This window comes from Micromonospora psammae, from assembly GCF_036902725.1.
Taxonomy (GTDB): Bacteria; Actinomycetota; Actinomycetes; order Mycobacteriales; family Micromonosporaceae; genus Micromonospora.
The window spans coordinates 48,481-71,126 of the sequence record NZ_JBAKHM010000029.1; the positions used below are offsets into that span (position 1 = coordinate 48,481).

The 22,646-nt window shown below is 74.6% G+C and carries 25 protein-coding genes and 1 pseudogene; 16 read left to right on the plus strand and 10 right to left on the minus strand.

Annotated elements, in window-relative coordinates; genetic code table 11:
• Positions 1-217: 217 nt before the first annotated feature.
• Entirely contained in the window at positions 218-1,213 is a 996-nt protein-coding gene (locus V6U79_RS26190; protein WP_334616188.1) for an SDR family oxidoreductase, read from the minus strand.
• On the opposite strand from V6U79_RS26190, the gene V6U79_RS26195 reads away from it, so the two are divergent.
• Entirely contained in the window at positions 1,098-2,516 is a 1,419-nt protein-coding gene (locus V6U79_RS26195; protein WP_334616190.1) for an RtcB family protein, read from the plus strand. The genes V6U79_RS26190 and V6U79_RS26195 overlap by 116 nt on opposite strands.
• A 4-nt stretch (positions 2,517-2,520) precedes the next feature.
• Here V6U79_RS26195 and V6U79_RS26200 read toward each other — a convergent pair whose 3' ends face one another.
• Positions 2,521-2,949, minus strand: a complete 429-nt coding sequence (locus V6U79_RS26200; RefSeq protein WP_334616191.1) for an archease — start codon at positions 2,947-2,949, stop codon at positions 2,521-2,523.
• Positions 2,950-3,019: 70 nt separating this feature from the next.
• Here V6U79_RS26200 and V6U79_RS26205 point away from each other — a divergent pair, with 70 nt between their 5' ends.
• Both V6U79_RS26205 and V6U79_RS26210 read left to right on the plus strand, forming a co-directional pair.
• Complete coding sequence (locus V6U79_RS26205) at positions 3,020-3,412, plus strand: hypothetical protein (protein ID WP_334616192.1); 393 nt, start codon at positions 3,020-3,022, stop codon at positions 3,410-3,412.
• A gap of 172 nt (positions 3,413-3,584) precedes the next feature.
• Complete coding sequence (locus V6U79_RS26210) at positions 3,585-4,070, plus strand: MBL fold metallo-hydrolase (RefSeq protein ID WP_334616213.1); 486 nt, start codon at positions 3,585-3,587, stop codon at positions 4,068-4,070.
• A gap of 20 nt (positions 4,071-4,090) precedes the next feature.
• Here V6U79_RS26210 and V6U79_RS26215 read toward each other — a convergent pair whose 3' ends face one another.
• Complete coding sequence (locus tag V6U79_RS26215) at positions 4,091-5,068, minus strand: helix-turn-helix transcriptional regulator (RefSeq protein WP_334616193.1); 978 nt, start codon at positions 5,066-5,068, stop codon at positions 4,091-4,093.
• A gap of 44 nt (positions 5,069-5,112) precedes the next feature.
• Between V6U79_RS26215 and V6U79_RS26220 the strand changes: the two genes are divergently transcribed.
• Entirely contained in the window at positions 5,113-5,589 is a 477-nt protein-coding gene (locus V6U79_RS26220; protein WP_334616194.1) for a hypothetical protein, read from the plus strand.
• Positions 5,590-5,638: 49 nt separating this feature from the next.
• Here V6U79_RS26220 and V6U79_RS26225 read toward each other — a convergent pair whose 3' ends face one another.
• On the minus strand, positions 5,639-6,295 hold the full coding sequence (locus V6U79_RS26225) for a TetR/AcrR family transcriptional regulator (RefSeq protein ID WP_334520490.1): 657 nt from the start codon (positions 6,293-6,295) through the stop codon (positions 5,639-5,641).
• A gap of 113 nt (positions 6,296-6,408) precedes the next feature.
• On the opposite strand from V6U79_RS26225, the gene V6U79_RS26230 reads away from it, so the two are divergent.
• Genes V6U79_RS26230 through V6U79_RS26240 form a run of 3 tightly spaced genes read left to right on the plus strand, consistent with a single transcriptional unit; the run spans position 6,409 to position 9,756 of the window.
• Positions 6,409-7,908 carry a flavin-containing monooxygenase gene (locus V6U79_RS26230; RefSeq protein ID WP_334616195.1) on the plus strand — a complete coding sequence of 500 codons (1,500 nt, stop codon included), beginning with the start codon at positions 6,409-6,411 and terminating at the stop codon, positions 7,906-7,908.
• Between the two features lie 37 nt (positions 7,909-7,945).
• Positions 7,946-8,851, plus strand: coding sequence for an SDR family NAD(P)-dependent oxidoreductase (locus V6U79_RS26235; RefSeq protein WP_334616196.1), 906 nt, complete (start codon positions 7,946-7,948; stop codon positions 8,849-8,851).
• Positions 8,848-9,756, plus strand: a complete 909-nt coding sequence (locus tag V6U79_RS26240) for an alpha/beta fold hydrolase (RefSeq protein ID WP_334616197.1) — start codon at positions 8,848-8,850, stop codon at positions 9,754-9,756. The genes V6U79_RS26235 and V6U79_RS26240 overlap by 4 nt, the downstream gene beginning before the upstream one ends.
• Before the next feature lie 4 nt (positions 9,757-9,760).
• Here the strand turns inward: V6U79_RS26240 and V6U79_RS26245 are convergent, their stop codons facing one another.
• Both V6U79_RS26245 and V6U79_RS26250 read right to left on the minus strand, forming a co-directional pair.
• Positions 9,761-11,215 carry a cryptochrome/photolyase family protein gene (locus tag V6U79_RS26245; RefSeq protein WP_334616198.1) on the minus strand — a complete coding sequence of 485 codons (1,455 nt, stop codon included), beginning with the start codon at positions 11,213-11,215 and terminating at the stop codon, positions 9,761-9,763.
• A gap of 64 nt (positions 11,216-11,279) precedes the next feature.
• Positions 11,280-12,191, minus strand: a complete 912-nt coding sequence (locus V6U79_RS26250; protein WP_334616199.1) for a glycosyltransferase family 2 protein — start codon at positions 12,189-12,191, stop codon at positions 11,280-11,282.
• 112 nt (positions 12,192-12,303) lie between these two features.
• On the opposite strand from V6U79_RS26250, the gene V6U79_RS26255 reads away from it, so the two are divergent.
• The 3 genes and pseudogenes from V6U79_RS26255 (at position 12,304) to V6U79_RS26265 (ending at position 14,952) form a co-directional block, all read left to right on the plus strand.
• Positions 12,304-13,413 carry a CapA family protein gene (locus tag V6U79_RS26255; protein WP_334616200.1) on the plus strand — a complete coding sequence of 370 codons (1,110 nt, stop codon included), beginning with the start codon at positions 12,304-12,306 and terminating at the stop codon, positions 13,411-13,413.
• An 82-nt stretch (positions 13,414-13,495) separates the two neighbouring features.
• Positions 13,496-13,654 (plus strand): annotated as a pseudogene (locus V6U79_RS26260) (FCD domain-containing protein); the annotation flags it as partial.
• The gene (locus V6U79_RS26265; RefSeq protein WP_334616201.1) at positions 13,651-14,952 is read left to right on the plus strand and encodes an MFS transporter; all 1,302 of its coding nucleotides are present in this window, start codon (positions 13,651-13,653) and stop codon (positions 14,950-14,952) included. The pseudogene V6U79_RS26260 and the gene V6U79_RS26265, both read left to right, overlap by 4 nt.
• A gap of 22 nt (positions 14,953-14,974) precedes the next feature.
• Here the strand turns inward: V6U79_RS26265 and V6U79_RS26270 are convergent, their stop codons facing one another.
• Positions 14,975-15,394, minus strand: a complete 420-nt coding sequence (locus tag V6U79_RS26270) for a hypothetical protein (RefSeq protein ID WP_334616203.1) — start codon at positions 15,392-15,394, stop codon at positions 14,975-14,977.
• Between the two features lie 143 nt (positions 15,395-15,537).
• Between V6U79_RS26270 and V6U79_RS26275 the strand changes: the two genes are divergently transcribed.
• Positions 15,538-16,626 carry an S-(hydroxymethyl)mycothiol dehydrogenase gene (locus tag V6U79_RS26275; RefSeq protein ID WP_334616205.1) on the plus strand — a complete coding sequence of 363 codons (1,089 nt, stop codon included), beginning with the start codon at positions 15,538-15,540 and terminating at the stop codon, positions 16,624-16,626.
• On the plus strand, positions 16,623-17,252 hold the full coding sequence (locus V6U79_RS26280; protein ID WP_334616206.1) for an MBL fold metallo-hydrolase: 630 nt from the start codon (positions 16,623-16,625) through the stop codon (positions 17,250-17,252). The genes V6U79_RS26275 and V6U79_RS26280 overlap by 4 nt, the downstream gene beginning before the upstream one ends.
• A 26-nt stretch (positions 17,253-17,278) precedes the next feature.
• Here the strand turns inward: V6U79_RS26280 and tsaA are convergent, their stop codons facing one another.
• The 3 genes from tsaA to V6U79_RS26295 are packed head-to-tail and all read right to left on the minus strand — an operon-like array spanning position 17,279 to position 19,505.
• Positions 17,279-17,698 (minus strand): tRNA (N6-threonylcarbamoyladenosine(37)-N6)-methyltransferase TrmO, encoded by a 420-nt coding sequence (gene tsaA / locus V6U79_RS26285; RefSeq protein ID WP_334616207.1) that lies wholly within the window; start codon positions 17,696-17,698, stop codon positions 17,279-17,281.
• Positions 17,695-18,642: an anti-sigma factor RsbA family regulatory protein gene (locus tag V6U79_RS26290; RefSeq protein WP_334520455.1), complete on the minus strand. Its 948-nt coding sequence runs from the start codon at positions 18,640-18,642 to the stop codon at positions 17,695-17,697. The genes tsaA and V6U79_RS26290 overlap by 4 nt, the downstream gene beginning before the upstream one ends.
• The gene (locus V6U79_RS26295; protein ID WP_334616208.1) at positions 18,639-19,505 is read right to left on the minus strand and encodes an MEDS and STAS domain-containing protein; all 867 of its coding nucleotides are present in this window, start codon (positions 19,503-19,505) and stop codon (positions 18,639-18,641) included. The genes V6U79_RS26290 and V6U79_RS26295 overlap by 4 nt, the downstream gene beginning before the upstream one ends.
• Positions 19,506-19,771: 266 nt before the next feature.
• Between V6U79_RS26295 and V6U79_RS26300 the strand changes: the two genes are divergently transcribed.
• From V6U79_RS26300 to V6U79_RS26315, 4 genes are all read left to right on the plus strand, one after another.
• Entirely contained in the window at positions 19,772-20,248 is a 477-nt protein-coding gene (locus tag V6U79_RS26300; protein WP_334616209.1) for a VOC family protein, read from the plus strand.
• 59 nt (positions 20,249-20,307) lie between these two features.
• Positions 20,308-21,426, plus strand: coding sequence for a DUF3626 domain-containing protein (locus tag V6U79_RS26305; protein ID WP_334616210.1), 1,119 nt, complete (start codon positions 20,308-20,310; stop codon positions 21,424-21,426).
• Positions 21,427-21,631: 205 nt separating this feature from the next.
• The gene (locus tag V6U79_RS26310; protein WP_334616211.1) at positions 21,632-22,324 is read left to right on the plus strand and encodes a hypothetical protein; all 693 of its coding nucleotides are present in this window, start codon (positions 21,632-21,634) and stop codon (positions 22,322-22,324) included.
• Positions 22,325-22,446: 122 nt separating this feature from the next.
• The coding region (locus V6U79_RS26315) for a hypothetical protein (protein WP_334616212.1) at positions 22,447-22,646 on the plus strand (200 nt) is incomplete at its 3' end.

The following is a 22,646-nucleotide window of genomic DNA, read 5'->3' on the forward strand; positions in this document are numbered from 1 at the left end:
GCCCGGTCGTCGTGTGGCCGGGCCGTCGAGAACCCTAGGTGGACGGTGTGAACGCGAAGCGTCACCACTTGTTGCAGCACCCGTCGTCCCGAAGGCATCGGGTGTGACAACCTGCGCGGTTGGCGCGTGCCCACCGACCCCGCCTTCGCAAAGGTCGCGGCCTCGACCAACACGTTGCCGCCGTGTTACCGCCGACCCGCGCCGCCGACCGGCCGGGTCAGACCGACCGCCAGTCGTTCGACGTGAGCGCCGCCGCCTGCGGCCCCATCAGCAGCATGCCGCCGTCGACCGGCCAGGACGCCCCGGTCACGTACGCGGCGGCGGGGGAGGCGAGCAGCGCCACCACCGCGGCGACCTCCCGCGCGTCGCCGGGCCGCCCCACCGGTACGCCCGGGCGCTCCTCGGTGAACGGGTCGACGTCCTCCTGGCCGGTCATCGGGGTGGTGATCTCGCCGGGGGCGACCGCGTTGACGGTGATGCCGTCGGCGGCCAGCTCCTGGGCCATCACCCGGGTCAGCAGCCCCAGCCCACCCTTCGCCGCGCAGTACGCGGCCGAGCCGACCCGGGGCGCGTGCTCGTGCACGCTGGTGATGTTGATGATCCGGCCACCCGCTCCGGCGGCCCGCATCCGCCGGGCGGCCCGCTGGGAGCAGAGGAACGGCCCGTCCAGGTCCACCGCCAGCACCTCGCGCCACTGCTCCCACGCGGTGTCCACGAACGGGGCCGATGCGCCCACGCCGGCGTTGTTGACCAGCACCCCGAGCCCGCCGAGCCGGTCGGCCAACTCGTCGACCACGGCGGCGGCCCCCGGCAGCCGGGTCAGGTCCAGCTCGGCGACCTCGCAGCGGCGCCCGGTCGCGCACCTCCGCGGCGGTGCCCTGCGCGCCCTCCGGGTCGCCGTACCAGGTGATGCCGATGTCGAAGCCGGCCCCGGCCAGCGCCACCGCGCAGGCCCGGCCGATCCCGGAGTCCGCGCCGGTGACGACGGCGATCTGCGGATAGTTCTCGTAGCGCTGCGGCATGCTGGGGCACTACCCGGCGCGGACCGGACCAACCATGGCAGGTGTGACGGGCGGCGCGACGGGTAGCCGCGGGGCGTGGAACTGGTCGAGGAGTCGCCGTACCGGTTCCGGATCGACCGGCACGATCCGATGCGGGTGCCCGGCGTGGTGTTCGCAACCCGGTCGCTGCTGCCCGATGCCGGAGCGGACAAGTCGTTGGAGCAGGTGGCGAACGTTGCCACGCTGCCGGGGATCGTCGGCGCCTCGTACGCCATGCCCGACATCCACTGGGGTTACGGCTTCCCGATCGGTGGGGTGGCCGCCACCGACGTGGACCACGGCGGGGTGGTCTCGCCCGGTGGGGTGGGCTTCGACATCTCCTGCGGGGTTCGGCTGCTCGCCGCCGACCTGCACCGCGACGAGCTGGACGGCACGCTGGACGCGGTGATGGACGGCCTCGGCGCGTCCACGCCCCGGGGGATGGGCCGGGGCGCGGTGTGGCATTTGAGCGGCCGGGCCGAGCTGGACGCCGTGCTGCGCGGCGGCTCCCGCTATGCGGTGGAGCTCGGCCACGGGGTGGAGCGCGACCTGACCCGGTGCGAGGACACCGGCGCGGTCGACGACGCCGACCCCGCGCACGTCAGCGAGCGGGCGGTGCAACGCGGGCAGCAGCAGGTCGGCAGCCTCGGCTCCGGCAACCACTTCCTGGAGGTGCAGGCCGTCGAGGAGGTCTACGACGACGAGGTGGCCGCCGCGTTCGGGCTGCGGCCGGGGCAGGTCTGCGTCATGATCCACTGTGGTTCCCGGGGGCTGGGGCACCAGATCTGCACCGACCACGTCCGGGCCATGGAGAAGTCCATGCCGCGGCACCACATCCAGGTGCCCGACCGGCAGCTGGCCTGCGCGCCGGTGTCGTCGGCCGAGGGGCGGGCCTACCTGGCGGCGATGGCGGCCGCGGCCAACTACGCCCGGGCCAACCGGCAGGTGCTCGCCCACGCCGCCCGGCGGGTCTTCGCCGACCGCACCGGCCGCGACCTCGACCTGGTTTACGACGTGTCGCACAACCTGGCCAAGATCGAGACGCACGAGGTGGACGGGGTCGACCGTCGGCTCTGCGTGCACCGCAAGGGCGCCACCCGGGCGCTGCCGCCCGGGCACGCCGAACTCCCCGACGACCTGCGCCCGGTCGGTCAGCCGGTGCTCATCCCCGGCTCGATGGGCACCCCGTCGTACGTGCTGGTCGGGGTGCCCGGCGCGCCCGCCTTCGCCTCCAGCTGTCACGGGGCGGGCCGGGTGCAGAGCCGCCGGCAGGCGGTCCGGGCGGCGCACGGCCAGGATCCGCGCCACGAGATCGAGGCGCGCGACGTGGCGGTGCGCGGGGCGTCCCGACGTGGCCTGGCCGAGGAGATGCCGGCGGCGTACAAGGACATCACCGCGGTGATCGAGGCGACCGTGGGGGCCGGGCTGTGCCGGCCGGTGGCCCGGCTGGTCCCGATCGGCGTGGTGAAGGGCTGACCCGTCAGACGTCGACCGTGACGAGCGCGCGCCAACCCTCGTCGGTGCGGCTGAAGCGCAGCTCGTGCAGGGAGACGGCCTTGGGCACCGCGCCGACCAGGTCGACGGCGTCGGTGCCGACGGTGCGCCAGCGCACCCGCGGGCCGGCGCCGTCGCCGGGCTCGACGGCGGTGCTCAGCGGCAACGTGCCCTCGGTCTCCAACCGGAAGATCAATTCGTCGAGGACGGCGACCAGCAGGTCCTCGTCGGGGCCGGGTGGCACGTCGAACGTCATGGACCCGTCGGCGCTGGCGCCCGCGGTGTCGACGAACGTCTCCACCAACGCGGTGACCGCCTCGGCCAGGCAGCCGTCCCGGTCCGGCGCCCACGCCTCGATCCGCACGTCCGCGGTGTGCGGCACCCGGCGGTGCCCGCGCGCCGGTCGTCGTCCCATGCCCCGATCATGCCGCCCGCGCGGCTCGCCGTCGGCGGAACTGTCGCACCGGGACACTACGGTGCCCGTCATGATCGCCGACGACGCGGACGCCCTGACCGTCACCTTCCACCGCATGATGCGCGCCGCCCTGCGCGCCGAGCAGCCGGGGGCGGACACGCTCGGCCGCACCGTTGAGCTGGCCCGCCACTGGGGTGTCGACCCCGACGACGACGCGCGGCTGGCCACCGCCCTGCGCCGGATGCACAGCGAGGAGCCTGACCTCGACGACGCCCGTCAGGTCGCCGACGAGGTCACCGCAATCGGCGAGGTGTCCGGCCTGCTGACCCCGGGGGGCAGGTCGGCGCGCGGGAGGGCCATCGGCAAGTTCGCGGCCAACGCCCGCCGACTGCGCCAGGGCGAGATCACCCGCGCCGAGTTCCAGCAGATCATGGCGGAGGACGACGGCCCGAGCAGCAGCTGAGGGCCGGTCGGCGCGGGCAGCGCCGCCGGCGGCTGCGGCGCTAGGGTCGGCCGGTGCGGATCACGAAGTAGACCCACGCCTGCGTACGGCTCGAACGCGACGGTCAGGTGCTGGTCATGATCCCGGCACCTGGAGCGAGCCGTACGCCCTGGCCGGGGCCGACGCCGTCCTGATCACCCACGAGCACAGCGACCACCTCGACGTGCTGCGGCTGGCCGGGCTCGGGGTGCCGGTCTTCGCCCCCGACGGCGCCGACCTGCCGGCGTCGCCCGCGCTCCCGGTGACCCGGGTCCGGGCGGGGGAGCGGTTCACCGCCGCCAGGTTCGCGGTGACCGCCGTCGGCGGCCGGCACGCCGCCATCCACGACGGCCAGCCCGACTGCGCCAACCTGGGATACGTCGTGAACGACGAGCTGTACCACCCGGGCGACTCGTTGCACCTGCCCGGCCGGCCGGTGCGGACGCTGCTGCTGCCGGCGCAGGCGTTCTGGCTGAAGCTCACCGAGGCGGTCGGCTTCGCCCGGGCGGTCGGCGCCCGCCGGGTCCATCCGATCCACGACGCGCAGCTCAACGACCGGGGCCTGGCCAGCGTCGACGGCTGGTTCGGCGAGACCCTGGGCGAGTCCTACCGTTATCTCGCCCCGGGCGAGACGGCCTGACCGGACCGGGTGACCACCGGTCAGCCGGTGGCCGGGCGGTACAGCGCCGCCAGGTCGGCGCCCGTCGCCGCCAGCATCTCCCGTAGCTCCGCCGGTGCCAGCACCTCCACCTGTGCCCCCAGGCGAAGCAGGTCGCCGTGCGCGTGGGTGGTCGACTCGATCGGCACCACGGTGGTGACCCACCCGTCGGCGTCCGGTGGTCCGGCGTTGGCCTCGGCCGCGGCGACGACCAGCTCGCTGCCGACCTCGCGCAGCCGTTCCCGGCCGCGCGGGGAGAGCCGGATGGTCGCCTCGCCCTGGTGCAGGCGGTTGCGAAAGTCGAGCACGGACGCGCGCCACCAGGCGGCCAGGTCGAAGTCGGCCGGTCGGGCGAAGGTCTCCGGCAGGGTGGTGAGTTCCAAAATCTGGTTGACCCGGTAGCTGGCCGGCCCGCGCCCGCCGTCGGCGACCAGATACCACCGGCCCCCCTTGAGCACCAGGCCGTACGGCGCCAACTGCCGGACCCGCTCGCCCTGCCAGCTGCGATAGCGCACCCGCAGCCGCCGCTGCCGCCACACCGCCTCGGCCACCGGCGCCAGGTGCGGCGAGGCGTCCCCGTCGGAGTACCAGTTCGGGGCGTCCAGGTGGAACCGTTGCCGCACCGCCTCGGCGCGGTCGCGCAGCACCGGCGGGAGGGCGGCGTCCAGCTTCAGCTGGAGCGCGGCCACCACCGCCCCGTACCCCAGTTCGGCCGCCGGCCCGGGCAGTCCGGCGAGGAAGAGCCGCTCGGCCTCCTCGCCGGTCAGCCCGGTCAGCCGGGTTCGCCAGCCGTCGACCAGGCGGTAGCCGCCGGCGTGGCCGGCCTCGCCGTACAGCGGGATGCCGGCGGCGTGCAGCGACTCCACGTCCCGGTAGACGGTGCGGGTGGAGACCTCCAGCCGTTCGGCGAGCTGCGCGGCGGTCATCCGGCCGTGCGTCTGGAGCAGCAGCAGGACCGAGAGGAGCCGACTGGCGCGCATTCCACTGACAGTAGTTGTCAGGGGAGGGCTCCTACCGTCCCGGCATGGCTTTCCGAGACAAGACGCTGCGGGTGCCCGGACCGACCACAATCGCCGGCCGGCAGCTCAAGCGCTACCACATCGACCAGCCGGAGGTGCCGCTGACGCCGGAGGTGGAACGGGCCGCGTACGCCGTCCTGCCCGACCTGCTGCCGCCGGCCGACCCGACCACGCCGCCCGCCGGGTGGGTGGTGCTGCACCGGGGCGCCGACACCGGTGCCTACCTGCTGGCGTACACCTGGTTCTGGGACAACGTCGTGCGCTGCCGGATCGCGGTCGCCGGCCAGCCGGCGCTGGACTGCCCCGACGACGACCCGACGCACTTCGTGCCGTTGGACCGGCTCGAGGTGGGCTGCGTCTGGGAGTTGGGGGTGCTGGAGCACGAGCGGGTCGCCTGGGTGCGGCACGTGCTGGCCCCGGACCGGCCCGACCTCGCCGGCTACCTGGCCGACAGCCGGGCGGAAGGGCCGGTGGGCCGGTGATCATCCGGGCACGCTGACGGCCAGAGGGCGTGGCGGCGCCGCCACGCCCTCAACCCGGCGAGGTGGTGCGGTAGATGCCGGTCAGCCAGACGTCGAGGAGCACGTCCACCACGTCCCGCTCGGCGACGGCCGGCCCGTCACCGGCGAAGGTGGCGTACCAGACCCGCTCGTTCATCGAGTTCAACGCGATCGCCAGGTCGCGGGCGGGCAGCCCGGGCGGGGCCGCGCCGCGCCGGCGCTCGGCCACGATGGCGGCCTCGACCGCCTGCACCCAGCGTTCCAGCACCCGGGCCCAGAGCCGGCGTACCTCGACGTTGGTGCCGCGGACCTCCGCGCAGGCCAGCACCACCGCGCGGTGGCCGCCGAAGGTGGCGTGGAAGCGGCTGATCAGCTCCCGCCACCGGGCCCGCGGGTCCTCGGCCAGGTGGTCCAGCACGTCGCCGGCGGCGGCGTCGGCCTCCTCGGTGACCCGGTCGAGCAGGGTCAGCAGCACCGCGTCCTTGGACGGGAAGTAGAAGTAGAACGTCGGCCGGGAGATGCCCGCGCCCCGGGCCAGGTCGTCGATGGAGATCTCGGCGAAGGTGCGCTGCCGCAGGAGCCGCTCGGCGGTGGTGAGGATGGCCAGTTCGCGGTCGTCGCCCGCGGACCGGCCCGCCCGGCGGCCACGTCCGGGCGCGGCACCGGCGGAGGTACGGGCGGTCGCCATGAGCGTCGATGCTACACGCGCTCGACAGGCTGTCGAGCGATCTCGACAGGGTGTTGACGGACGTCGACGGTGGTGGATAGTGTCCGGTCCACTGTCTCAGCCAGGGAGCTGCCATGGCCTCCGACCACGTCGACGTGCTCATCGTCGGAGCCGGCCTGTCCGGCATCGGCGCCGCCGTCCACCTGCGGCGCAACTGTCCCGACAAGACGTACGCGGTGCTCGAGGCGCGCGGCGCGATCGGCGGCACCTGGGACCTGTTCCGCTACCCGGGCATCCGCTCCGACTCGGACATGTTCACCCTCGGCTACTCCTTCAAGCCGTGGACGAACCCGAAGGCGATCGCCGACGGCGACGCCATCCGCGGCTACGTCCGGGAGACCGCCCGCGAGTACGGCGTCGAGGAGCACATCCGCTTCCACCACCGCGTCGTCCGGGCCGAATGGGACAGCGCGACCGCCCGCTGGACGGTCCACGCCCAGCGCGACGACACCGGCGAGGAGGTCCGGCTCACCTGCGCGTTCCTCTTCACCTGCTCCGGCTACTACCGCTACGACTCCGGTTACACCCCCGAGTTTCCCGGCGTGGACCGGTTCGCCGGGCGGTTGGTGCATCCGCAGCACTGGCCCGCCGACCTGGACTACGCCGGCAAGCGGGTGGTCGTCATCGGCAGCGGCGCCACCGCCGTGACCCTGGTGCCGGCGATGGCCGAACGGGCCGGCCACGTCACCATGCTCCAGCGCTCGCCCACGTACGTGATCTCGCTGCCCTCGCGGGACGTCATCGCCGACGCGCTGCGGCGCTGGCTGCCGGAGAAGGCCGTCTACCCGATGGTGCGGTGGAAGAACGTGCTCCTCGGCACGGCGAACTTCCAGCTCAGCCGGCGCGCGCCGAAGGTGGTGCGGTCGCTGCTGCGCCGGGCCGCCAAGGGCCGGCTGCCGGCCGGCTACGACGTGGACCGACACTTCTCGCCCCGCTACGACCCGTGGGACCAGCGGCTCTGCGTGGTCCCCGACGGGGACCTGTTCGAGGCGGTGCGCGGCGGGCGGGCCGCCGTGGTCACCGACACCATCGACACCTTCACCGAGCACGGCATCCGGCTCGCCTCCGGCGCGGAGCTGCCGGCCGACGTCGTCGTCACCGCCACCGGCCTCAACCTGCTCGCCTTCGGCGGGATGACGATCGCCGTGGACGGGGTCGACGTCGACCTGGCCCACACCGTCGCCTACAAGGGCATGATGCTCTCCGGCGTGCCGAACTTCGCCATGACGATCGGCTACACCAACGCCTCCTGGACCCTGAAGGCCGACCTGGTCGCCACGTACGTGTGCCGGCTGCTGCGCCACCTCGACCGCACCGGCCAGCAGATCGTCACCCCGGTCGCGCCCACCGACGGCGAGCTGGAACCGATCATCGACCTCAAGTCCGGGTACGTGCTGCGCAGCGTCGACGCCCTGCCCAAGCAGGGCGCCCGGGCGCCCTGGCGGCTCTACCAGAACTACGCCCGGGACGTGGTGCTGATGCGGCACGGCCGGCTCGCCGACGAGGGGGTCCGCTTCTCCCGCGCCGCGCAGGTCGCCGCCGACCCCCGTACCACCGAGGCCCCGGTCGCCTGACCCGGGCTCCGCCACCCGTACCGCAGAGGAGAGCGCGTTGCGTACCTTCGTCTTCCGCGCCGGGACCGCCGTGGTCACCGGCGCCGCCAGCGGGATAGGTGAGGCCCTGGCGCACGGCCTCGCCCGCCGCGGCAGCAACCTCGTCCTGCTCGACCGGGACGCCGACCGGCTCGACGCGGTGGCCGCGGCGATCCGCGCGGCCCACCCCGACGTGCGGGTCGAGGCCCACCTGGTCGACCTCGCCGACCGGGCGGCCACCGCCCGGGTCGCCGAGCAGGTCCGGGCCGCCCACCCGCGGATCCGGTTGCTGGTCAACAACGCCGGGGTGGCCCTCGGTGGCCGCTTCGACCAGGTCACCCTCGACGAGTTCAACTGGCTGCTGGACATCAACTTCCACGCCGTCGTGCAGCTGACCCACGCCCTGCTGCCGGCGTTGAAGGCGGAGCCGGGCGCGCACCTGGTCAACGTCTCCAGCCTCTTCGGACTGATCGCCCCGGCCGGGCAGGCCGCCTACTCGGCCAGCAAGTTCGCCGTCCGCGGCTTCACCGAGGCGCTGCGCCACGAGCTGGTCGACGACGGCATCGGGGTGACCTCCGTGCATCCCGGCGGGATCGCCACCCGGATCGCCCGCAACGCCCGGGTGGGCAGCGGCGTCGAGCGCGAGGAGTACGAGACCGGCCTGCGCCAGTTCGAGAAGCTCCTCTCCATCCCACCGGCGAAGGCCGCCGAGGTGATCCTGCGCGGGGTGGAGCGTCGCCGCGGGCGGGTGCTGATCGGCTGGTCGGCGAAGCTGCCGGACCTTCTGGCCCGGGTCGCCCCCGCCGCGTACAACCGGGTGCTCGTCACCGGCCTGAACCGAGGGGCGGGCGGCCCGGCCCGGCAGGCCGGCCGAAGGCCCGTCGTCCCCCCGACCGCCACGCCGTCCACGGCGGACCGGGCATGAGCGCCGGGACCGCCCCGCGTCCCCGGCACGTCACCGTCGACGGGCGTCGGGTGTGCCACCGGGTCGACGGCGACGGGCCGCCGGTGGTGCTGCTGCACGGCATCGCCCGCAGCCAGCGCGACTTCACCGAACAGCACGAGCTGCTCGCCCGCGGTTTCCGGGTGCACAGCGTCGACCTGCCCGGCTACGGCGGCTCCCTGCCGATGACCGAGCCGTACACCCTGCCGGCGCTCGCCCGGTTCGTCGGGCACTACCTCGACGCGGTGGGCGTGGACCGCCCGGCGCATCTGGTCGGCAACTCCCTCGGCGGCGCGATCGCCATGCGGCTGGCGGTGGCGGAACCGGACCGGGTGGCCAGCCTCGCCCTGGTCAACCCCGCCGGCTTCGGCCAGGAGGTGACCATCGCGCTGCGGCTGCTGACGCTGCGGCCCCTGGGCCGGCTGCTGCTGCGCCCCAGCCGGGCCCTCGCCCGCCGCACCGAACGCGCCCTCTTCCACGACCCGGCGTTCGTCACCGAGGAGCGGATCGACCACGCGCTGACCCTGGCCCGGCAGCCCTACACCGCGCGGGTGCTGCTGGAGACCGTCCGCCACCTCGGCACCGTCAAGGGGGTGCACCCCGCCTGGCGGGAGGAGCTGCTCACCGAGGTGGCCCGCCTCGACCTCCCCACCTGGATCGTCTGGGGCGACCGGGATCTCATCCTGCCCGCCACCCACCTCGACGCCGCGCGGGCCCGGCTGCCCCGGGCCCGCACCCACCTCTTCCGCGACTGCGGGCACATGCCGCAGATCGAACACGCCGAGGAGTTCCACCGCATGCTCGTGGACTTCCTCACCGCCGCCGAGACGGGCGAGCCCGACCGCGCCCCGGCGGGCGACCGGGCCACCGCTGGGGAGGCCGGCTGAGGGCTCAGGGCGGGCCGTCGCCCCGCTTCTCCTCCTGGGCGAGCACCGCCTCCCGGTGCTCCGGGTCGTCGTCGCGGGCGGCCAGCTCGGCGGCGAGTCGCGGGTCGGCGGCCAGCCGGGCCCGGTTGCGGTGCAGGAAGGCGTCGAACCCGCCGGTGTACGGGCAGGCCAGCTCGCCCAGCGCCCGCTCCGGCTGATACCGGCAGCCCACGCAGTAGTCACTGATCTCGTCGATGTACCGACCGTCGACCGCGTACGGGCGGGTGTCCACCCGGGCGAGGTCGGCGTACTGGCTCATGCCGATCACCGTCGCGTTCATCACCCAGTCGGTGCCGTCCACGAAGGACCGGTGGAACCAGTCCACCAGCTCGGCGGGGCGCCACCCGCGCTGCAACGCGTAGTTGCCCAGCACCAGCAGCCGCTGCGGGTGGTGCGCCCAGGCCCGGTCGCGGACGCCGGCGAGCACCTCGGCGAGGCAGCGCGCCTCGACCGCGTCGGCGTCCAGCTCGACGAACCAGTCCGGCAGCGGCGTCGTCGCGGCGAGCCAACCCGTACCCCGGAATCCGGGGTCGAAGTACCAGTAGAGCTGCCAGAGGAACTCCCGCCAGCCGAGCAGACCCCGGACGAAGGCCTCCACCGCCGACGGTGGCGCGGTTCCCGCCCGCTCGGCGGCCTCGGCCCGCCGGATCGCCGGCTCCGGATCCAGCAGCCCCAGGTTGAACGAGGAGGAGAGCACGCTGTGCGCCAGCAGCGGATCGCCCGCGCTCATCACCTCGCCGTAGCGGCCGTGTTCGGGCAGCCGGTACCGCAGGAAGTGCGCTAACCGCGCCTCGGCCTCGGCGTGGGTGGCGGGATAGCGGCGCGGGCCGTCCCGGCCCACGAAGCGCACCCCGTCGCGCTGCCACCGGTCCAGGTCGGCGCGGACCTCGGCGTCGATGGCGTCCTCCACGATCGGCGGCGGGGGCGGCACGTCGAGGACCCGGGCCGGATCGGGGGAGCGGCGGCGGGCGACGCCACGGGACGACCCCGCGACGATGCCGTGGCGGCGCCGGGCGTACCGGTAGAAGTCGCCCATTCGCAGCTGCCCCTGCCGGCTCCGGTCCGCCCAGGCGGCGAAGTCCGCCCGGTCGGTGAGGAAGCCGCGCGGCGGCAGCACCGTCACCCGCTCGTCGGAGTTCACGAAGCGCAGCGCGGACCGGGTGGTTGGATGGCAGACCTCCACCGGCTCGCCGACCGCGTCGAGCGCCTCGCGGAAGGTGTCGGTGCGCAGCAGCACCGCCCGGTCGCCCAGCTCGGCGGCCCGGTGCCGCAGGGCGCTGAGGATGAGATGCGCCTTCTGCCGGTGCAGGGCCCGCCGCCGGAACGGCTGCGCGGCCTCCACCAGCAGCACGGCTTGGTCGTCGTCGTCCAGGAAGTGCGGCCCGAGTTGGTCGGCGAGCAGCCACCGGCGGGTAGACATGGATCAATTCTGCCCAGTCGGCCGATCACGCCCGGTGGCGGGGTCGGTGGTGCCGGGTGACCGTTCAGGCCGGCGGCCGCCCCGCACCGACCACCGCTGCGGGATCGGTCGCCGGCCCGCCCGCGCGGCGCGGCGGGGCGGTGCCCTCCAGCACGGCCAGGTCGGCCTCGACCGCCGCGGGCAGCCGTCGACGCGCCCGGATCACCCACCCGACCTCCCGGGCCGCGTCGAGCAGCCCGCGTCGCCGTTGCGGGTCCCGCCAGGTCTGCGCCAGCACCGCGCGCACCACCCGCGGCGGGCAGCGCAGCGCCGCGGTCAGCACCCGGTTGCGGGCCTCCGCCCGGTGCCGGTCCCGCCGGTCCCGCCCCGCCGGCTGCGGCAGGTGGTGGACCACCAGCTCCGGCACGTACGCCAGCTGCCAGCCGGCGGCGGCCAGGTCCATCGCCAGCAGCGCCTCCTCGCCGTACGTCCCGAGCCGTGGGGCGAAACCACCGACGGCGTCGAACGCGGCGCGGCGCAGCACCACCGCGCAGGCCAGGAAGCCCAGCACGGACGGGCCCGGCGCGCCCGGCGCGGTGCCCAGCGGCGCGCGGGCCATCTCCGTCGAGATCGGGTCGACGCGCGCCTCCCGCCCGACGAGCACCTCCCCGGTGAGCAGCCCGGACCCCGGATGCGTGGCGAGGATCTCCGCCGCCCGCCCCAACGCCCCCGGCGCCCAGTACGAGTCGTCGTCGGCGAACGCCACGTACGGGGTACGGGCCAGCGCCACCCCGACGTTGCGGGCGGCCCCGGCGCCCAGGTTGGACCCGAGCGGCACGACCCGGACCTCCGGAAAGGCCCGGGCCACCGCCGTCGGGGTGCCGTCGGCGGAACCGTTGTCCACCACGATCACCGGCCCGGGGTGCCGGGGCAGCACCTCGAGCAGCTGGTCCCGCCGGTTCCTGGTGGCCACCACCACCGTCACGTCCGCCGTCATGGCCCGCCCGGTACCCCGCCACCGGGCTCCTCACGCGAACTGCGCGCAATTCCCGGCCGTCGTGAGCTAAAGCGGCTCCGCGCGGGAAAGCGACCGCATGGCCGGTGCCGAGGTGACCCTCTTTCTCAGCGGCGACGTGATGACCGGTCGCGGCGTGGACCAGATCCTGCCCCACCCCGCCCCACCGGAGCTGCGGGAGGGGATCGTCACCGACGCCCGCCGGTACGTGGAGCTGGCCGAGTCGGTGTCCGGCCCGGTCCGCCGGCCGGTCCCGCCCCGCTGGCCGTGGGGGGAGGCGCTGCGGCTCCTCGACGAGCTGCGGCCGGACGTGCGGATCGTCAACCTGGAGACCTCGGTGACCGCGCGGGGCGAGTTCGCACCCGGCAAGGGGATCCACTACCGGATGCATCCGGAGAACCTGGCCTGCCTCACCGCCGCCCGGATCGACGTCTGCGCGCTGGCCAACAACCACGTGCTCGACTTCGGCGCGCAGGGACTCACCGACACCCTCGACGGGCTGCGCCGGGCCGGCATCACGCCGGCCGGGGCCGGCGAGGACGCGGCGCAGGCGTGGCACCCGGCCCGGGTCGACCTGGGCGGGGGCCGCCGGCTGCTGCTCTGGTCGGTGGGCGCCCCGTCGAGCGGGATCCCGCCGTACTGGGCGGCGACCGACCGGCGGCCCGGGGTGGCGTACCTGCCGGAGACGACCGAGGCGTCCGCCGCCGCGCTCACCGAACGGATCGCCGAGGCGGCCGACCCGGACGACCTGGTGGTGGTCTCCGTGCACTGGGGTTCGAACTGGGGCTACCAGGTGCCGCCGGAGCACGTGGGTTTCGCGCGCCGGTTGGTCGAGGGCGGGGTGCACCTGGTGCACGGCCACTCGTCGCACCATCCGCGCCCGGTCGAGGCCCACGGCCGCGGCCTGATCCTCTACGGCTGCGGTGATCTGGTGGACGACTACGAGGGGATCGGCGGGCAGGAGTCGTACCGTCCCCACCTGCGGCTGCTGTACCTGCCGACCTTCGACGCCGACGGCCTGGTGCGGCTGCGCCTGGTCCCGGTGCGGATGCGCCGGCTGCGGCTGGAGCGGGCGGCGCCGGCCGAGGCGCGCTGGCTCGCCGAGCTGGCCGACCGGCTCGGGGCGCCGTTCCGGACCCGGTTCCGCCTCGACGCCGACGGCCTGATCTCGCTGGACCACGGCGACCCGGCCCGCTCCTCCTGACCGGTGTGGCCCGCCGCACCCCTGGACCGGCCGGGCGGACCCGCGCCCGGCCCGGGACGCATCATGGAGGCATGACTCGTCCCAGCTCGCCGGCCGGCGGGACCGGATGCGTGCGGCGCGCGCACCCGGCGACCTGCGGGCCCTGATGGAGGCCGACCCGGCGTTCCACGCCGCTGTGCCCGAAGCAGCCGGGAACGAGATCCCCGGCGGGCGGTACCACCGGCTGCGCGGCCTGCGGTGATCCAGGCGGAGCCGATCCCGCGCCGCGCCGCCGCCCTGGTCTGGACGGTCGCGCTGGGCGCGTACGTGGCGGCCGTGTTCCACCGCAGCTCGCTCGGCGTGGCCGGGGTCGACGCCGCGCACCGCTTCGACATCGACGCCGCCGCGCTGGCCACCTTCACCGTCGCCCAGCTCGCCGTGTACGCCGCCATGCAGGTGCCGGTCGGCGTGCTGCTGGACCGGTACGGCTCCCGCCGGCTGCTCCTCGCCGGTGGGGCGCTGATGGTGGCCGGTCAGCTCTGCTTCGCCGTCGCCACCGACGCGCGGCTCGCGGTGGCCGCCCGGGTGCTCGTCGGGCTCGGCGACGCGATGACCTTCATCAGCGTGCTGCGGATCGTCGCGTTCTGGTTCCCGGGGCGGCGCAACCCGTTGATGGTGCAGCTCACCGGCACCCTCGGTCAGCTCGGCGCGATCCTGGGGGCGGTGCCGCTGGTGGCGCTGCTGCACGGCGCGGGCTGGACGCCCGCCTTCCTCACCGCCGCCGCGGTGGGCGCGACGGTGCTGCTGACGGTGGCCGCCGCCGTCAAGGACGCCCCGCGCCGCGAGCACGCCGCCGCCGTCGCCCCCGACCTCGCCACCGTACGCCGGCAGCTGGCCGCCGCGTGGGCCCAGCCGGGCACCCGGCTGGGACTCTGGACCCACTTCGTCACCCAGTTCTCCGGCGCGGTCTTCGCGCTGCTCTGGGGCTATCCCTTCCTGGTGCAGGGGCAGGGGCTGACGCCCACCGCCGCCGCGTCACTGCTCACCCTGATGACGGTCGGCACGCTGCTCTGCGGACCGGTCATCGCGCACCTCTGCGCCCGGCACCCGTTCCGCCGTTCGGTGGTGGTCTTCACCATCACCGCCGGCACCGCCGCCGTCTGGGCGGTCGTGCTGGCCTGGCCCGGACGGGCGCCGCACTGGCTGCTGGTGACGCTGGTGCTGGTCCTGGCCGTCAACGGCCCCGGTTCGGTGATCGGGTTCGACTACGCGCGCACCTTCAACCCGGTGCACCGCATCGGCAGCGCCACCGGCATCGTCAACGTGGGTGGCTTCGTCGCCTCGATCGTGCTGGTCCTCGCGGTCGGTGTGGTGCTCGACCTCGCCACCCCGGGGACCGCCGCGACCCCCACCCTGGACGCCTACCGCTGGGCCTTCGCCGCGCAGTACCTGCTGTGGGCGCTCGGCGCGGTCCAGGTGTGGCGCTACCGCAACGCCGCCCGCCGCCGGTACGCCGCCGAGCGCGCCGCGGCCCCCGTCGCCGCCGTACCCGGCGGCTGACCACCGACCGGCGGCCGGCCGGTCAGCGGACGAGCCGGCGGTGGGTGAGCGAGTCCAGCATCAGGGTGAGGCCGGCGCCGACCAGCCAGGAGTCCTTGGCGAGGCCGATGCCCGCCTGGGTCGGCTTCAGGCTGTTCTGCTCCCGCATCCCGGGGGTCCGCAGGTAGAGCTGGACCAGGCCGGCGCCGAACACGGTCAGCCCCAGGCCGCCGATGAAGGACGGCACGAACGGGATGAGCAGGGCGGCGCCGATCGCCACCTCGCTCCCGGAGAGCAGCTTGGCGAAGCGGGCCGGCTCGATCTGCCGCAGCCGCGGGATGGCGCCGACGGCCATGCCGTGCATACCCACGGCGGCCTCGCCCTCCAAGGTCCGCTTGCTCAGCCCGGAATTGAGGAAGAACGCGCCGATGCTGACCCGCAACGGCATATGCGTGAGCTTCATGTGCACTCCCGTCCCAGCGGAGAACCGTGCCCCCGCCTACCCGGCAACGGCCGGGATAACCGCCCCGCCGGGCTGGGCCTGCGCCGTGACCGGGCGGTAGGTTCGCGGGAAGACATGATCGTGGACGCAGCCGGGAGGGCACCGTGAGCCAGGAGGTCCGGGGAGTCGTTTCACGGCGCAGGGGCGCGCCGGTCGAGGTCACCACCATCGTGGTGCCCGACCCCGGGCCCGGCGAGGCGGTGGTGCAGGTGCGGTCCTGCGGGGTCTGCCACACCGACCTGCACTACCGGGAGGGCGGCATCAACGACGAGTACCCGTTCCTGCTCGGCCACGAGGCAGCCGGCGTGGTGGAACAGGTGGGCCAGGGGGTCACGGAGGTGGCCCCCGGCGACTTCGTGGTGCTCAACTGGCGGGCGGTCTGCGGCACCTGCCGGGCCTGCCGGCGCGGTCGCCCCTGGTACTGCTTCAACACGCACAACGCGGCCCGGCGGATGACCCTCACCGACGGCACCGAGTTGGCGCCGGCGCTGGGCATCGGCGCCTTCGCCGAGAAGACGCTCGTCCACGCCGGGCAGTGCACGAAGGTCGACCCGGCGGCCCGGCCCGCCGCGGTGGGCCTGCTCGGCTGCGGCGTGATGGCCGGCCTCGGCGCCGCCATGAACACTGGTCAGGTCACCCGGGGCGACTCGGTGGCCGTCATCGGCTGCGGCGGGGTCGGCGACGCCGCGGTGGCCGGCGCGGCGCTGGCCGGCGCGACCACGATCATCGCCGTGGACACCGACGCCCGCAAGCTCGACTGGGCCCGCAGGTTCGGCGCCACCCACACCGTGGACGCCTCCGCCGAGGACCCCGTCGAGGCGATCCGGGCCGCCACCGGCGGGTTCGGCGCCGACGTGGTGATCGACGCGGTCGGCCGCCCGGAGACCTGGAAGCAGGCGTTCCACGCCCGCGACCTGGCCGGCACCGTGGTGCTGGTCGGGGTGCCCACCCCGGAGATGACCGTCGACCTGCCGCTGCTGGACGTCTTCGGCCGCGGCGGCGCGCTCAAGTCCAGCTGGTACGGCGACTGCCTGCCCAGCCGGGACTTCCCACTGCTCACCGAGCTCTACCTGCAGGGCCGGCTCGACCTGGACGCGTTCGTCACCGAGGAGATCGCCCTGGACCAGGTGGAGCAGGCGTTCGACCGGATGCATCGCGGCGACGTGCTGCGCTCGGTGGTGGTCTTCCCGTGACCGCCCGCGTGGACCACGCCGTCACCTCCGGCACGTTCTCCCTCGACGGACAGACCTTTGACGTCGACAACAACGTCTGGGTGGTGGGCGACGACGCCGAATGCGTCGTCGTCGACGCCCCGCACGACGTCGCGGCGATCCTGCGCGCCGTCGGTGACCGCCGGGTGGTGGCCATCCTGGCCACCCACGCCCACGACGACCATGTACGGGTGGCGCCCGAGCTGTCCCGGGCCACCGGCGCGCCGGTGCTGCTGCACCCCGCCGACCGGGTGCTCTGGGACCTGGTCCACCCCGACCTGCCGCCCGGCGGCGAGCTGGCCGACGGGCAGACCCTGCCCGTCGCCGGCACCACCCTGCACGTGCTGCACACCCCCGGCCACAGCCCCGGGGCGTGCAGCTTCCACGCCCCGACGCTCGGCATGGTCTTCACCGGCGACACCCTCTTCGCCGGCGGGCCCGGCGCGACCGGCCGCTCGTACAGCGACTTCGGCACCATCGTCGAGTCGATCCGGGGCCGCCTGCTCACCCTGCCACCGGAGACCGTGGTGCACACCGGGCACGGCGACAGCACCACCATCGGGGCCGAGGCGCCGCACCTGCCCCGGTGGCTGGCGCGCGGCCACTGACCCGCGGGCCGGTGCGGTGAGGTCGGTCAGCGTTCGTCGCGCCGGCCGAGGACCGGCTTGACGTCCAGCACGGGGGTGCCGTCCAGCGCCTCCAGGCCGGCCACCCGCATCCGCAGGCCGTCCACGGCCAGCACCCGCACCCGGTGCAGCCCGATCGGGTTCGGCCGGTCCGCCGACCGGGTGCTGAACACCCCGGTCTCCGGCCGGGCGTGGTCGTCGCGCGGACGCACCGCCAGGACGTCCCGCCGGGCCCGGTCCAGCCAGGTGAGGACCAGGACCTCGGCGTCGGGCCGCAGGTCGCGCAGGCCCACCGCGACGGTGGGGGAGAAGACCAGGTACGCCTCCGGCGCACCCTCGTCGCCCTGCTTCGGCGCGAACTCCGCATCGGTCAGCGGCGACTCCACCCGACCGATCGGGCACAGCTCGTACGGCCCGTCGCCGGTCACGTCGTGGTCCCGCCGCCGAGGCGCATGTGCAGCCGTACGGTGGTGCCGGCCGCGGTGGTGTGCAGCAGCACCAGGTCGCAGAGCGCGTGCACGATCACCAGCCCTCGCCCGCCGATGCCGTCGTGCCGGGGCGCGAGCCGACCGGCGAGCGGGTCGGCCAGCCAACCGCCGTCGTGGATCTCGCACACCAGGTGTTCACCGGTGTGCCACACCCGCAGCACGCCGGCGCCACCGGCGTGGGCGACGCTGTTCGCGGCCAGCTCGGTGACGGCGATCTGGAGGTCCGCGATCCGGTCCGGGTCCAGGCGCGCGGCCTGCGCCCGGTCGGTGACGAACCTGCGCACGTCGGCCAGGGTGTCGAGGGCGTACGGGAGGACGGAGACCGGCTCGTCGGGGTCCGGCAGCGGCTTGTTGTGCCCGGTGACGACCTGCTCCGGCGCGAAGGTGGGGCTCGGCCGCCGGCCCGCCGCGTCCACCAGCACCGGATGGGTGCGGCCGGCGTCGACGAGCACCTCGGCGTCGAGCCGCGCGGTGTCGTACGGGCAGAGGATGTGCGCGTCCCGGTCGGCGAACGCCGCGTTGATCAGCGCCTCGTGCTGGGCGCACGCCGGCTGCTCGGCCTCGGTACGCCCCGCCCACACCGGTTCGCCGATGATGCGTACCCGCTGGTCGGGATGCCGGTCGAGGAAGGCCTGCAACACCCAGGGGATGATCCGGCCGGGGTTGCGCCCGGCCTCGGTCATGTCGGCGTAGCGGACCCGGTCGTCGTCGGCGCCCACCCGGTCGCGGATCAGCGCCAGCCGGTCGGGTGGGGCCGCCACCAGCACCGGCTCCCCGTTCGCCAGACCCTCCGTCACGAAGGGCACGGTGCCGGCGAGCAGCTCCGCGCGGTCCCGGTAGAACAGTCCCTCGTGGACCAGCCGCGCCGACCCGGACGGCGTCATGTCGCGTACCCCGGGCGGTCCGTGCCGTCGACGAGGTCGAGCAGCCGGTGCAGCGCCGGCCGGCAGCCGACCAGGCGGACCCCGGCCGGGGTGACCCGCCGGGCCCGGACCAGCGCGCTGGCGGCGCTCCCGTCGGCGAAGCTCAGTTCGGAGACGTCGACCACGCAGGGCTGCGCGGTCGGCGCCCGACCGGTGAGCTGCCCGAGCAGGGCGGCGAACGCCTCCCGGTTGCTGCGGTCGACCTGGCCGACCAGGCGCAGGCCGTACGGCTCGAGGGTCCGGTACGCCCGCAGCATCGGCGTCCAGGTGCGCGCGGCGTCCGGCCCCACCGTCGCCGGGTGCGCGGCGGCGATCGGGCGCAGGTACTCGGCGGGGAAGAGCCGCCGGTCGTACAGGCACATGCCGGCCACGTCGCCGTCCAGGAAGACGCGGTTCGTCTCGGCCTCGTACCGGCACAGGTCGGCGACGGGTACGCCGTGCCGCACCGCCCAACTCATGTCACCGATCAGGCGCAGCCCCGGGCGCTCGTCGCGCCGGGCCCGGGCGACCTCGGTGGTCAGCTCCTCGACCATCGCGTCCGCACTGAACCGGCCGCCGGTCAGGTAGCTCTCCACCGCCGGCACGATCCGCAGTCGACCGCCGGCCAGCGCCGCCTCGGTCAGCACGCCGACGCCGTCGAGGTGGGCCCGCACGACGGCAGGGGAGGTCGCGTCGGTGAACCAGACGACCTTGTGGCCGAGGCTGAGACCGCGGGCGGCGAACCGCCCCCCGGCGTCGAGACCGCCGGCCTCGCCGTCGTGCGCCCAACAGACGTGGTCGCCCAGGCTGACCTGGTCGGCCACCGCGCTCGCAGTCACCCTCATCGCCCTCCGGTCGGCCTCACTCTAGCCCGTGGTCGACCCTCGGCGAACGCCGGTGCGCGGCGAAGCGGCCTGCCCGGCCGTTCCACCGGAGGCTGGTCTGGCGGTGGACCGGACGGCGGCGCTATCTCCACTGTGGTACCAAGCGGACCCTGAGCGGGCCGCATTGTCCCGGATGGACCGCCCAGCGCAGCCTCGACCTGCTGCTCCGCCGGCTCGCCGGCACCACCGACAACCGGGCCCTGCTCGCTCGCTTTTAGAATCGACTGGTGAGCACCGACCCCGCCGCGCCCCGCCCGAACGTACGACAGCTGCGCCTGGTGGTGGAGGCCGAGGACTACGAGGCGGCGGTCGCGTTCTTCCGCGACGCGCTCGGCCTGCCGGAACAGGCCGCGTTCTCCGGCGAGGGCGACGCCCGGGTGGTGATCCTCGACGCCGGTCGGGCCACCCTCGAGATCGCCAACCCCGCGCAGAAGCGCATGATCGACGAGGTGGAGGTGGGGCGACAGGTGGCGCCGCGCATCCGGGTGGCCTTCGAGGTGGACGACACCCCGGCCACCACCGACCGGCTGGTGGCCGCCGGGGCCACCGAGCTCGCGCCGCCGACCGTCACGCCCTGGCACTCGCTCAACTCGCGGCTCGACGCTCCGGCGGGACTTCAGCTCACCCTCTTTCAGGAGCTGCGCGACCTCGACGATCGCGCCACCCTGGACGGTTTCGGCACCGACCGGGACCGCGCCGGCTGACACCCACCAGGGCGAAATCGGGCTGCGGCGACCAGAGGTGACGTGCCAGGATCCGCCGCATGTCCGTCTCCGAACGGCCGGTCGCGTCCGCCAGCGACCTGCTCACCCCGGCGCAGTCCGCCGCCGTGCGTCACGTCCGCGCGGTGGCGGTGCGGGACCGGCCGGTGGCCCTCGCGGTGATCGCCCGGCACCTGGCCGGGTCCGGGGCCGCGTACCGGCCGGAGGAGCTGGTCGCGGCGATCGCGGAGCGGGGCCGGCTGACCGTCAACTTCCACCCCGACCGGCTGCTCGCCGACGGGCGTACGGTGGCGGCGGCGCTCGCCGACGAGGGGACCTACCGCAGCCAGTTCGTCACCGGCATCTCCAGCGGCGGCCTCACCGCGTATCCGGGCGGCGACCGGGACCGCTGGGAGGAGCGGCTGTTCGGCGGGGCGTACCAGGCGCCCGGGGTGTCACCGGCGGAGCGGCCGATCTACGGCGGGTTGAACCTGTTGGACCACCCGGACGGCGCCTGCCCCCGGTTCGGCTCCTGCCACCTGCGGCTGCGTCCGGAGGTGCTGGCCCGAACGACGTTCTGCTTCGGCGACAGCCATCTGGGCCCCACCGACCTGGGCACCGTCGACGTGCCCGAGCCCATCCTGGCCGCCCTGCTGGCGGCGACCGCCGAAACCGCGACGAGCCTCGGCGTCGCCGGGATGGACGCCGGCCGGCTGGTACGCACCCTGCTCAGCCGGCGCGAGCGGGCGGCGCGCCGGCCCGCCGGCCGCGCCCTGGACGACTACGTCGAGGCGCAGATCCACGGCGGGGTCGCGCTGGGACGGGACGTGGAGGCGCTCGTCGTGGACCCGTCGTTCCGGGAGACGGACATCGGGCGCCTGCTGGCCGAGATCGCCCAGCGGTACCGGATCGACCTGGCGTTCCACGACGGCTTCGCGATGCCGGTTGACGCGATCGGTCCCGAGTTCCGCGGGCCGGCGATCCCCCCGTTGGCCGCCCGGGTGCACGCCGAGTTCGGTCGGCCGGGGGAGCCGGTCGACGCCGCGCTGATCGGGCGGGCCGCGGCGTCGGTGGTGCGGGAGCCGGGCCGCTGGGCCGACCGGGGCTCGACCGCCGAGACCCTCCAGCACCTCAAGCAGCTCTGGCACGTCCTGGTGCGGTTCGGCGATCCGCGTCCCTGACCCGCCCGTTCGCGGGTGAACGTCCGACTCGCCGCGTGACCCACGCCGCAGCCCGGCGGGGTACCGACATTTCCGGAATGACGGACACGTCAACCTGGTTGTGTCCCCCGTACCGCCGGCATCCAAACCTCGCCGGCGCGGGCAGTTCCCCCGGGAGTGGGCGCGATCTTCAAGCGCGTCGACACGATTGAAAGGGCAACCATTCGTGAAGCAGGACTTCACTGCATGGCTCCCCGCCATCGCGAAGAACCGCAGGACCCCACTGATCGTCGCCGGCATCGCCGCCATCGGCGGACTGGCGCTCGGACCCGCCGCCGTGGCCGCTCCGGTCACCAGCGGGCCGCACGCCGGAGCCGTGGCCGCCATCGACCTCGCCACCGGCAAGAACCGACAGGCCACCACGGTCGAATCCGCCTTGACCACCGGCAGCAGCACCAGCAAGGTGCCCGCCGGCAAGCCGAGCCGGGACAAGCTGATCCCGCACGGCGTCGAAGGCGCGCAGTCCCGCGTGCCGCTCGACGACGAACAGCGTGCCAACGCCAAGGCCATCATCGAGACGGCCAAGAAGACCGGTGTGGGCGAGCGGGGCGCGGTGATCGGCGTGGCCACCTCGCTCCAGGAGTCGAAGCTCTACAACCTGGGTCACCTCGGCGTGTACAACGACCACGACTCGCAGGGCCTGTTCCAGCAGCGCCCGTCCAGCGGTTGGGGCACGGTGGAGCAGATCACCGACCCGGAGTACGCCTCCCGGGCGTTCTTCGACGCGCTGAAGAACGTGCACGGCTGGGAGGACCTGCCGCTGACCACCGCGGCGCAGACCGTCCAGATCTCGGCCTACCCCTACGCGTACGCGCAGTGGGAGGAGCAGGCGGCGGACATCGTCCAGCAGCTCTGGTGATCATCGCCTGAACGACCGGCCGGCCGGTCCCCGTCCCGGGGGCCGGCCGGTTCCTTCTCACCCAACACACCGGGCAGGCCGACACGAAGTCGCCGGGGCGGTACTCGGTGAGGTCCCTGCCGGTGGTTGCGCAGTTCGCGACAGGCTATGTGCGACGGGCGCATTCGGGGCTAGATGTCGGTTTTGGTCGGTGGAATGTCCGGCTGTCGGGTCTGCCGGGGATTCGGGGCTCGTGTTCCGTGACCGGCGGCATTCTCAAGCTGGAATCGTGGCGGGGCCGGGGTCGTTACATCTCCTGTACGACGGCAGCAGCGGTGACTTG

Coding starts and splice junctions, on each gene's coding strand:
- V6U79_RS26250 (WP_334616199.1), bottom strand. CDS start 12,191: ATGACGGCGGACGTGACGGTGGTGGTGGCCACCAGGAACCGGCGGGAC.
- V6U79_RS26295 (WP_334616208.1), bottom strand. CDS start 19,505: ATGAGGGTGACTGCGAGCGCGGTGGCCGACCAGGTCAGCCTGGGCGAC.
- V6U79_RS26215 (WP_334616193.1), bottom strand. CDS start 5,068: ATGCGCGCCAGTCGGCTCCTCTCGGTCCTGCTGCTGCTCCAGACGCAC.
- V6U79_RS26220 (WP_334616194.1), top strand. CDS start 5,113: ATGGCTTTCCGAGACAAGACGCTGCGGGTGCCCGGACCGACCACAATC.
- V6U79_RS26240 (WP_334616197.1), top strand. CDS start 8,848: ATGAGCGCCGGGACCGCCCCGCGTCCCCGGCACGTCACCGTCGACGGG.
- V6U79_RS26205 (WP_334616192.1), top strand. CDS start 3,020: ATGATCGCCGACGACGCGGACGCCCTGACCGTCACCTTCCACCGCATG.
- V6U79_RS26290 (WP_334520455.1), bottom strand. CDS start 18,642: ATGACGCCGTCCGGGTCGGCGCGGCTGGTCCACGAGGGACTGTTCTAC.
- V6U79_RS26225 (WP_334520490.1), bottom strand. CDS start 6,295: ATGGCGACCGCCCGTACCTCCGCCGGTGCCGCGCCCGGACGTGGCCGC.
- V6U79_RS26270 (WP_334616203.1), bottom strand. CDS start 15,394: ATGAAGCTCACGCATATGCCGTTGCGGGTCAGCATCGGCGCGTTCTTC.
- V6U79_RS26200 (WP_334616191.1), bottom strand. CDS start 2,949: ATGGGACGACGACCGGCGCGCGGGCACCGCCGGGTGCCGCACACCGCG.
- V6U79_RS26245 (WP_334616198.1), bottom strand. CDS start 11,215: ATGTCTACCCGCCGGTGGCTGCTCGCCGACCAACTCGGGCCGCACTTC.
- V6U79_RS26305 (WP_334616210.1), top strand. CDS start 20,308: ATGTCCGTCTCCGAACGGCCGGTCGCGTCCGCCAGCGACCTGCTCACC.
- V6U79_RS26230 (WP_334616195.1), top strand. CDS start 6,409: ATGGCCTCCGACCACGTCGACGTGCTCATCGTCGGAGCCGGCCTGTCC.